Source organism: Clostridium sp. TF06-15AC (assembly GCF_003481165.1).
Lineage (GTDB): Bacteria > Bacillota > Clostridia > Lachnospirales > Lachnospiraceae > Otoolea > Otoolea fessa.
In genome coordinates, this window is record NZ_QUKS01000001.1 from 573,530 (window position 1) to 583,250 (window position 9,721).

The 9,721-nt window shown below is 47.2% G+C and carries 15 protein-coding genes; 2 read left to right on the top strand and 13 right to left on the bottom strand.

The features are described from left to right. Window positions 1-53 precede the first annotated feature (53 nt). From DXC57_RS02500 to DXC57_RS02550, 13 genes are all read right to left on the bottom strand, one after another. Window positions 54-1,397 (bottom strand): Mur ligase family protein, encoded by a 1,344-nt coding sequence (locus DXC57_RS02500; protein WP_118651006.1) that lies wholly within the window; start codon window positions 1,395-1,397, stop codon window positions 54-56. A 422-nt stretch (window positions 1,398-1,819) separates the two neighbouring features. After that, a complete protein-coding gene (locus tag DXC57_RS02505) occupies window positions 1,820-2,701 on the bottom strand; it encodes a sigma-70 family RNA polymerase sigma factor (protein ID WP_118651008.1) in 882 nt (293 codons plus the stop codon). A gap of 90 nt (window positions 2,702-2,791) precedes the next feature. After that, the gene (locus tag DXC57_RS15410) at window positions 2,792-2,959 is read right to left on the bottom strand and encodes a hypothetical protein (RefSeq protein ID WP_181357150.1); all 168 of its coding nucleotides are present in this window, start codon (window positions 2,957-2,959) and stop codon (window positions 2,792-2,794) included. Continuing rightward, window positions 2,952-3,179, bottom strand: coding sequence for a hypothetical protein (locus DXC57_RS02510; RefSeq protein ID WP_107000061.1), 228 nt, complete (start codon window positions 3,177-3,179; stop codon window positions 2,952-2,954). Before DXC57_RS02510 ends, DXC57_RS15410 begins: the two co-directional genes overlap by 8 nt. A 64-nt stretch (window positions 3,180-3,243) precedes the next feature. Next, window positions 3,244-4,083 (bottom strand): hypothetical protein, encoded by an 840-nt coding sequence (locus tag DXC57_RS02515; RefSeq protein ID WP_118651010.1) that lies wholly within the window; start codon window positions 4,081-4,083, stop codon window positions 3,244-3,246. Between the two features lie 13 nt (window positions 4,084-4,096). Then, window positions 4,097-4,513, bottom strand: a complete 417-nt coding sequence (locus tag DXC57_RS02520) for a hypothetical protein (RefSeq protein WP_107000063.1) — start codon at window positions 4,511-4,513, stop codon at window positions 4,097-4,099. Between the two features lie 323 nt (window positions 4,514-4,836). Further along, window positions 4,837-4,977 carry a hypothetical protein gene (locus DXC57_RS15415; RefSeq protein ID WP_182427331.1) on the bottom strand — a complete coding sequence of 47 codons (141 nt, stop codon included), beginning with the start codon at window positions 4,975-4,977 and terminating at the stop codon, window positions 4,837-4,839. A gap of 345 nt (window positions 4,978-5,322) precedes the next feature. Continuing rightward, a complete protein-coding gene (locus tag DXC57_RS02525) occupies window positions 5,323-5,643 on the bottom strand; it encodes a hypothetical protein (protein WP_118651012.1) in 321 nt (106 codons plus the stop codon). Then, entirely contained in the window at window positions 5,640-6,458 is an 819-nt protein-coding gene (locus tag DXC57_RS02530; RefSeq protein ID WP_118651014.1) for an ATP-binding protein, read from the bottom strand. Before DXC57_RS02530 ends, DXC57_RS02525 begins: the two co-directional genes overlap by 4 nt. Beyond that, window positions 6,361-7,182 (bottom strand): hypothetical protein, encoded by an 822-nt coding sequence (locus tag DXC57_RS02535; RefSeq protein ID WP_118651016.1) that lies wholly within the window; start codon window positions 7,180-7,182, stop codon window positions 6,361-6,363. Before DXC57_RS02535 ends, DXC57_RS02530 begins: the two co-directional genes overlap by 98 nt. Next, the gene (locus DXC57_RS02540) at window positions 7,172-7,390 is read right to left on the bottom strand and encodes a hypothetical protein (RefSeq protein ID WP_118651018.1); all 219 of its coding nucleotides are present in this window, start codon (window positions 7,388-7,390) and stop codon (window positions 7,172-7,174) included. Before DXC57_RS02540 ends, DXC57_RS02535 begins: the two co-directional genes overlap by 11 nt. 17 nt (window positions 7,391-7,407) lie before the next feature. After that, window positions 7,408-7,587: a helix-turn-helix domain-containing protein gene (locus DXC57_RS02545; RefSeq protein WP_233430162.1), complete on the bottom strand. Its 180-nt coding sequence runs from the start codon at window positions 7,585-7,587 to the stop codon at window positions 7,408-7,410. 61 nt (window positions 7,588-7,648) lie between these two features. Then, window positions 7,649-7,843 (bottom strand): hypothetical protein, encoded by a 195-nt coding sequence (locus DXC57_RS02550; protein ID WP_118651020.1) that lies wholly within the window; start codon window positions 7,841-7,843, stop codon window positions 7,649-7,651. Window positions 7,844-7,987: 144 nt separating this feature from the next. Here DXC57_RS02550 and DXC57_RS02555 point away from each other — a divergent pair, with 144 nt between their 5' ends. Together DXC57_RS02555 and DXC57_RS02560 are read left to right on the top strand one after the other, a co-directional pair. After that, complete coding sequence (locus DXC57_RS02555) at window positions 7,988-8,419, top strand: helix-turn-helix domain-containing protein (protein ID WP_182457185.1); 432 nt, start codon at window positions 7,988-7,990, stop codon at window positions 8,417-8,419. Window positions 8,420-8,501: 82 nt separating this feature from the next. Further along, window positions 8,502-9,713, top strand: coding sequence for a tyrosine-type recombinase/integrase (locus DXC57_RS02560; RefSeq protein ID WP_118651024.1), 1,212 nt, complete (start codon window positions 8,502-8,504; stop codon window positions 9,711-9,713). The last annotated feature ends 8 nt before the right edge of the window (window positions 9,714-9,721 follow it).

Sequence of the window (9,721 nt, forward strand, 5' to 3'; positions counted from 1 at the left end):
TTTTTCCTCCAGAGTTTCTTCCTTTATTACATGGATATACATTCCCGCTAATCTTACACCATTCTGGCGGTGCTGTCAAATCCAGTTCGGGAAATCTTTTTCTCCAGCTCTCCGATTAAATACAGAGAACCCACACAGAAGCAGGTATCCTCCGGACGTTTTTCCTGAACCAGTGTCTGATAAGCTGTTTTTACATCTGGTATACTTTGAACCTCACAGCCTTCTGCCACCCGTTGTGCTGCTTTTTCCATCGCCTCCATCGAAAGTGCCCGCGATGTATATAAATGAGTCAGCACCAATCGATCCGGCTTCAGTTTCCGCATCAGTGTTTCCAGCATCGATTCATAATTTTTATCTGAAACGGCTGCAAACAGCAGAAAAATCCGACCATCTTTCCCGGACTCTTCTCTTCTGCGCGCTGCCACCTCTGCCGCCGCGCCCGCAAACGCACGGATTCCGCCCTCATTGTGAGCGCCATCCAGATAAACTCCGTCCTGGATCTCCTCCATGCGTCCGCGCCATACCGCATTCCGGATGCCCGCTGCCGCTGTCTCCCCGTCCACTGCAAGAAGCCGCGCCGCCTGGTAAGCGATGCAGGCGTTGACCGCCTGATATTCCGCTTCGAAGGGAATAAACAGACGCTGGCTTTTCTCTTTTATCATCAGAATCATCCCGCCATGTTCCCGCCGAAGATCCGTATACACTGCCGGGCTGATCGGATATGCCGGACAGGAAAGTTCCGCCGCCCGATTTCTGATAACAGCCGAAGCCGCCGCATCCGTATCATCGTACACCACCGGCATATTTTTTTTCAGGATTCCCGCCTTTTCGCCCGCGATCTGTGTCACCGTGCCGCCCAGGTATTCCATATGGTCAAGGCTGATCGAAGTGATGACCGTAAGCGCTGGATGCTCGATGCAGTTCGTTGCATCCAGCCGTCCGCCAAGCCCCGTTTCCAGAATGACATACTCCGGCTTTTTCCGGCGCACCATCCACATGAACATCAAAAACAGATATTCAAAATACGTCGGACGCCCCAGTCCTTCCTGCTCAAAATGAACATATGATGCCTTAACCGCCTCAAATGCCTCCAGGAACAGTGCATCGTCTGCTTCCTGTCCATCAAAGGAAAAACGCTCCGTCACGCGCACCAGATGAGGAGACGTAAACCGCGCCGTCTGCTTCCCGGCTTTCTGCAAAATCGCATCGAGAAACGAGCAGACCGACCCTTTTCCATTCGTTCCGGCCACATGTACGATTCTTTCCTCCTGCGGCAATGCATTCAGGTATGAAAGCATCCTGCGAAGCCCCTCCGCCGTATGTTTTTCACTGGTAAATTTCGGTATCTCATTCAGATATGCATCTGCCGCTTCTACCGTCCATTCTTCTTGTCTCATGGCATGAAATATCCTTTCCTGGCAAACGGAAGCGGCAGTACGAACTTTGCCGTCTGCCGCCTTGTCTTTTGTATGTTATTATTTTATATCATTTGCGGAGATCGTGCAAGTGGTTATATGGAATAAAGGCTGTACCTTCTTGTGTAATAGTAACTGTTCACAGGCAATGGAGAATTCCAAGGTATTTCCTATTATGCAAGAAACCCCTCTTGATAATCAAGAGGGGTTCCACTCATCAGCTCCCTGCCGGACTTGAACCGGCGACCTACGCATTACGAACGAGAAGAAAAGCCTTTCCATGCTCTGTAAAAAGTCTTGAAACCATTGATTTATAAGGGTTTTTCGAATCCTATTTTCTCTACTTTTTCATAACTTTTGGGGACTTTTTACGATTTCAGTCCCCAAACAGTCCCTAAAAAACATCACTCTACCAGATGCAGCGCGGCGCGCTCGGTGCTGCTTGTCCATGTCCTCTGAAAGCGTTCCACGCCATTTCCTCGCAGTCCATCGCCGTATATTTCTTCGTACTCTGGCAGAAACCGCGCCAGGCGCTCCCGATAGTACCAGCTCCGCAGCCGCCGGATCGCCTTGCTCTGCTTTGTCCGTGCCTCTGATGCCGTCAGACCGCACAGCCGCCCCGCCTCTTCCAGCGTGGCGCTATATTGGTACCTCGCCCGGATGATCGCCGCCTGCTTCGGCTCCAGCTCATCCACACACGCCCACACCTCCCGGCTGCATTCCTCGCGCTGGATCCGCTCTATTACATCCTCTTCCAGACTTTCAGCAGATGCAACCAGTTCGCCCGCTGTGGCATCCTCTGAACCATCGCGCCCTGTTACAGGTGCTTCCAGACTTCGCAGATTCATCATACAGGCGTTTTCCCGAAGTCCCTCGACCTGTTCAAGGGTAAGACCCATAAAGCGGCAAATCTCGGCATCTGACGCATCACAACCGTGTTTTCTGTAATATTCGGCTTGATATTTCTGCATCTTCTGAATCTGTTCCAGGCAATGCACCGGGAGCCGCACACAGCCGCCGCTGTTCTGCAGATAGCGCCGCATTGCCTGACGGATCCAAGGTGCTGCATAGGTAAGGAACTTACATCCTGCATCCGGATCGAAGTTGTCTATAGCCGGATACAATGCAAGATAGCCCTCTTGCTCTAAATCCTCCACTTCTCCGCTGTCCCGATACTGCCAGGCAATCGACCGAATAAAGTTTTTTACCTGTCCATACAGAAGCGCCATGTTGTTTCCCACATCCTCCCCGGACTGGATCCGGATCACAAGTTCCTCGTTCGTCATGTCCTTACCCCTCTTTGTTATTTATCCCATTTTCCTGCAATCCAGCGCCCCAGCCAAACCCCAAGTACGATCGCAAGCACCTTCAGAATCTCATCCACTCTCTTTTCCTCCTTTCATCCGGCGATCAACGTATTCTTTCCCGTACTCTTCCACCGCGTAATCATAGCCGTAAATATTCAGCTCTACATCAAACATATCTTCTATTTCGCAGCGCTGCAGGCGATTAAATCTCCTTTCAAGGCTTTCTATCCTATCCATTGCCCTCTCCTTCCTCGCTCTCTCTGATAAGCCGTTCAAGCTCATCAATCCGGCGTTTCTGTTCGTCTGTGCGAATGGATGACAGAACCGCATTACAGCCAACTATGATTGTATTTCCGGTCTTGCTGTCCATTTCTCCGTTCGCGACCATGTTGATTACCCGTGATATAGTCCGGCGCACCTCCGTTGCACTGTTTGTCCGTAATCTTATTTTTCCCATCTACCACCTCACATAAAAAAAGCGCCCCGAACAATCCAACAGGAAAGCCCGAAGCGCTCTTTTATTATTCCGGCTGTGCCTGATAATAAATAGCCTTTGTTTTATTATCCAGCGCAAACGCATCATAGACGATACGCCCCTCTACCAGATCACCACTGATTCCCGGCGGATCCTGGTGGATTTTATAGTCAGCCAGTTTGGTTGGTGCTACCGTCGCGGATGGATGAGCCAGCATGAAACCGAAGTGTTCCGGAAGTCTTACCGCCGGCACCTTGATCACGTTCGTGCCGTCAAGGTTGGCAATTACGCCGCGGATCCTTAAATCGTTCCCGATCTCCGTTTCCATTGTGATATCCTTGCAACGCTTCATAAGCTGGTACACTTCCGGGCTGACAACAAGCTGTCTGTCAGTCTCCGGCACTTCCTCATCATCCAGCGCCTTGCTCGCTTTCAGAATCTCCGTATAGATATTTTCAGCGGTAAGCGCTACCGCATCCGGTTTATTGCCCGCTTTCGTTGCCATCACTTTATAGGTGTATGCGTCCACTTCCGGAATCACTACCTCACGGAGCTGTCTGGCAAGTGCCTTTGCCGCTGTGAGCTGCTGGTTTGTTTCGTCCGCATCCAATTTGTCAATCGTGAATGTGAACGATCGATCTCTTGTCATTTCAAAACTTTCTGTAGTGGCGTCAAGGTCTTTCGCTGTTCCGTATCTGGAAGCCGCATAGTCAGAAACCGGATGGCGGACATAATCGTTCATTTCCGCGGTACTGATTTTATAAATTTTGACAATGCGGGCACCTACGAAATCAAAGTCCTGGTTCGTAAGCAGTGAAATTTTACTTTCTGCCTTAAATTTTTCGTCCGTATACGGGGCGAACTTTGTTACTAAATCAATCGACATTCATTAACTCCTTTCAGTCTAAGCCGAAAGCCTTTCGAATATCCGCCTCCTCGCCATCTTTGAGAGCGCCCGGAGTAACGCCCACCACCCGCGGGATCGGTGCTGCGTTCGGCGCCTGGATCTGCATCGCTGCCAGTTTCCCGACATTCTCCATGAACGTTTCAGCGTTTGATGTATCAAGGATATCTAACAATTCTTTCGGATATCCTGCTTCCGTCAGCTTTTCAGCACATTTCATTCTATTTTCTCGCCGGGTAAGATCCAATTCTCTTTCCTCGATAGTCTGCCCGGTGCCTCTTCTTTCTCTCGCTAATCTGTCCTGAACGATTCTATTCACTTCTTCCTGTGTGAACGTCTTCGGTTCTGTGCTATCCCCCGCTGTCTGCTGGGTGTTGTTTCCCTCTGTCTGAGTGTTAGTGTTATTTTCCATTCCATTTCCTTTCCCGTTTTACGCCCGGTAGGCTATTTTAAGCAAACAAAAAGGCGCAGAAACAACTTCGTTCATTTCTGAACTAAGCTATTCCCGCGCCATTCTATCAAAGGCTTCCACAGTTTGGAGAGTAAACAGGCACACACATTTTTCTGTGGGGTACTATCAATGTTTTGTTTGCTATATCTATTATACCATAATAGGGGGATATATTCAAGAAAACCATTGATTTTACAAAGGATTCCGGCTGTTTTTCAAGCCATTTCAAAGAAAAAACAGGGGATAAGCTGCTTTTTTTCAAGTGCCTATCCCCTGCCAAAATCTTATTCCATTGTCACATATGCCTTTAAGAATCTGCCGTCCTGTTTCCTAGCCACCTTTAAATTCTTCACATTCGGCGCCAGCCTTTCAAGGACTTTCTGCAGCTCTTCCGGCCGCTCATACGATATTTTTATCTTTATCACGTTTTTCCTCCTTTTCCGTCGCGCTTTCCGACTCTATTTCACGAAGCAGAACGCCAGCGCAAACAGAAAATTGATAAACAACGATGCTTTCAGGAACTCCCATGTCATTCTTTCATTCATTCCTATACCTCCAAGGGTGTCGCGTTTCGCTACTCCCCTTATTCCTCCAAGGGTGTCACATTTCGTTACTTCCCGCACTATCGCAGCGGTCAGCGGTTCAGTCTGATTAAATCTATGTAAAGCCGTCTGTACTTTCGGACATTTTTGTCTAAAAGCCGTCCCACATTCCCAATTTGGGAAGCAGCTTGAAATGTCGGAAAATCCGACTTTAAAAAAAGCAGTTCGTTATTTTGCATCTGCATCGCGCAAATCATCCGCGATTCTATCCAGATGCGTGGACACGCCAAACAGCGCATCTTGTAAGCTCTCCTGCGTCAGTGAATCCGTCTTTTTATTATCCAACTGATTCGACAGCCCCGATACCATTCTCGAAATCCCGATTATTTCCGCTGATAAATCACATAAATTTATTTTTTCTTCTCTCATGTCTTTCCCTTTCCGCCGGGCTGTGATATTATATTCCATAGCTTTGATTATATTCTTTTGTTTCACAGCTCCGGCTGTGTGCCCTGCCAGATGCGCCAACATCCGCAGGGCTTTTTTCATGCTCCTAGAACCTCTTCCAGAAATTTGTCATTCTCTGCCTTAGCTTTTATCTTCCTTATGCTCGTCTCTGGCATAGGGATCGAAATACATATTTGAATCAATCGGTTAGATATGCGGCCGTCACATTTAAGTGAATCTATAGGCAAATTGGACGTAACAATGATGGGCTTTCCTTCACACATTCGATGATCGATTAATCTAAACAGTTCTTGATCCGCCCATGCTCCGGCTTTTTCACTTCCCAAATCATCCAAGATAAGCAAATCGCAGTTTAAATATCCGAAAACACGGTTCGGAACTCCTGCTCCTTGATCGTACGTTTCTTTTACTGCCTGTAAATACTCCACCGCAGAAACAAATTTAACCGTCTTTCGGTATTTTACTTGAATAGATCCCGCCAAACAGCACGCAAGGAATGTTTTTCCACTCCCTTTTGTCTTGCTCCATATGTACAGCCCCCTGTTTCTACTCTCCCATTTCGGGTACTCTTGCCAAAAACTAGAAACAACCCTCATTGTAAGGCCTGTATCGGTTCCATACACAGAGAAATCAAACTTTCCCATATCTGCCTCGCTAAATATACTCGGAAAGCCTGGATCGCCCAAATCCGCGCGCCCTTTACATATCGGGCAGGGGCTCCCCATTCGGACAGGTGTATCTGGATCATATTCAGGAACAATCACGTTTTCTATTGCGTACCCGCTCCCGCAGCAGATTTTACACACGCCCTTCTCGTTTGAGGCGTTCCCATACTTCCTGTATATCCGAGATGCGCTCCGGATCTTCCTCTGGGTTTTGTATTGTTTCTGTTCCATTCTTGTCTGTTCCTTTCTCCGAACTGCTCAACTGTTCCTTCTGGCTACGAATCAACCAACCGTTTATAAACTTTTCTATTCCCCTTCGGGTCTTGCGTTTCGTTGGGTTTGCATCGCACCATGAAGCCATGCGATAAAGTTCACGCTCTACGTCAAGCTCTGGATATGCTTGTTTCCACATTGCCAGTTTTTCCGCTGATACGTCATAGAATGATCCATCATTCAGAATCATATATATTCCCGTTTCACTATCTGAGGTCCGCACAGAAGGGAGTATATTATCCTTATTTATATTATCCTTATTTAACTCTATACTATCTTTACCTAACCTATCCTCGGTATGACTTACGGCTGGCAACTGGTTGTCATGTGGTTGACAACTGCCGCCCAAATAGTAAACACCGTTATTTATATTCAAAATTCTCAAAAGCTCCGGGAATCGTGTATCGCGCTTTCTATCCGGTCTAATCCAATTATTTACAGACCAGTCAGCAATTACTATAACACCATTTTCAAACGGAATTATGTATCCGCATGAAGCTAAATGTTTCAAATCTCCCTCAGTGCATCCCACCGCCCTTTGTACCTTCTTTGGGGATGCTATAAAGCCGTCATCGTCAGCCTCCATCCCCAAGTGAAAATATAATGCCTGTGATGTCAACGGCATATTTAAAAACTTGTCCGTTTCAACCACGTCCTTCGAAAACATTCGTCTATTTGCCATTGTTCGCCCTTTCTCCTGCTGCCTGCTCCGCATCTTTCCGCCGCTGCTCTTCCATCAACTTGAATCCGTGCTCTCTGATTGCGGCTCTTAGTTCATGCTCCAGCGTGTACTCAAACGGATACTGATTTTTTTCACTATTAACCTCTCGCAAATATACCCACAGCATTGTCTCTGGTATATCAAACTCAAGTCCGATCTTTACCATCATGTCGTGTTATACCTCCTTTACTGTCTCGGATCACCGTTGTTAAGATATTCAACCAGCTTTTCAAAGTTAATCAGATACCGACATCCCGCCGTGATATACACGATCTTCTTTTCCAAGCATAAGCACCGCAGCCGGTTGTACGAAATTCCGGTCTTTTCAGATGCTTCCTTGATTGTAACCATAGTTGGTACTGTCATATTCCTGTTTCTCCTTTCTGATGCCCTCTGTGCATCCCAGACGCCCCAGCCCGGATTGTCTTTAATCTTCGATAATTTCGGTTACATCCACGCCCAGAGCGCGGGCGATCTTTCCGGCCGTCTCCGGGCGCACCTCTTTACCAGGGCGCAAGGCCCCCAGCAACGTTCCACGCGGAATCCCAGCAGCTACAAGCTCTTTCGGGCCCATGCAGGCTTTCGCTCTTGCAAGCAGATATTTTTCTTTGTTGATTTTCATTTTCTCACCTCCAAAAAAACAATCAAATGTTTGTTACACTCAAACATTATCACATTCTTTTGATTGTGTCAAGCGTATTTCAACGTGCTTTTGATTGTTTTATACTTGTTTATGTGTTATATTAAAAGTGAGGAGGTGATGATTTTGACCACAGGAGAATGCATCAAAAAAAGAAGAACTGAATGCGGCTTATCTCAAAAAGAACTGGGGCATTTAATAGGCGTATCTCAACAAATGGTTGCCCAATATGAAAATAATCTTAGAAACCCCAAAATAGAAACCTTAGAAAAAATTGCTAACGCATTAAACTGCACAATTGCTGATTTAGCTGAAACCGTTTATGAAGAAAAAAATATTCGAATCCCTTTTACATTTACTCGTAACGAAGACCCTTTTTACGAGAGAAAAGAAGTCTTTTTAGAAAAGCTTCTATCTCTATACACCAAAGCTCGGGACAATGCAAAAGAGGAGGTTGTTTTTTTAACTGCAGAAATACAAGACTTAGACGAGCGTATCGAAAAACTTGAAAAAAAGCTTCGAGAAAAACCAGATACAACCGATCCGGATCACAAATAAATCTGACCGAACGAATCGTTCTGCACTTCCTCTGTTTGTCCCAGACGCCCCAGCCCGGCAGGAACAAAAAGGAGAGTAAACGATGGCATCAATTAAAAAAACAGGCGAAAACGCCTATCAAATCGTTGTGAGCTGTGGATATAACAGCATCGGCAAGAAGATCCGCCGGAAAATCACTTACAAGCCGGAGCTGTTGACGGCTAAGGGAAACCCCAAAAGCGCGGCATCTATCGAAAAAGACGTTGCCGCATTTGCCGCCGATTTCGAGCGCAAGGTATTAACAGGTCAGTACACAGACGGGCATATTATGACGTTTGAGAAATACGCCGCCAAATATCTGGCAGAATACGCCGAAGAGAACCAGGCACCGCGAACGCTGCAATCTACAGAATCAGCTATCAAGGAATTTATAAGCGCGTTCGGGTATATGACATTGGAAAACCTCACGCCGCTCTATTTACAGGAATATGTGAATGCGCTGTTGAAACGTAAAAAGGCAGACGGATCCGGGGAAACGCTTTCATGCGGTACCGTCAAACGCAAGGCTGCCGTTCTGTCTGCCATGCTCTCGCAGGCTATCCGCTGGAATCTTCTATCCGCGAACCCGATGGAGCGCGTACAGATAAAAGCACCAGACACACCGGAGGATGAGAAGATCGTGTTCTTCTCACAGCCGGAAGCCGAACGCTTCCTTGAAGCCCTGGAGAATCCCGCCTATTATACCGCATCTGGTAGGCTGGCGCGACCACTCGACACACCAGCGCAGCGCCTCGATGATCTCCGGGCGAACCGGCGCAGCATGACACAATATAAATTTCTCTTTTACCTGGCAATCTTTACCGGATGCAGGCGCGGGGAACTTGTCGCCCTCACATGGGACGATCTGGACTTTACGAACGCGACTATCAGCATAGTGAAAAGCGTTTGCCGTGTAAAGAAAGAAATCATCGTAAAGAGTACCAAAACAAAAAAATCTGCCCGCACTATCTCACTTCCAGAGATCGTTATCTCCCTTGCACAGGAATGGAAGAAGGAACAGGAATATTACAGGCTTTCGATTGGCTCCCAATGGAGAGACGGTGGATATATCTTTACCCGCTGGAATGGGAAAATGATGGGACTTGAAACACCTTACCAGATTTTACACCGTGTTATAAACAATTACAACGCCACGCAGGCAGACGAAAGCGCCCTGCTGCCGCTTATTCCTCTGCACGGACTCCGGCACCCGTATGTCAAGCCCACGACAAAAAAATTTATAACTTTTTTTGAAGTTTTTCGGGCAGCCTCATAGCTGCCCAT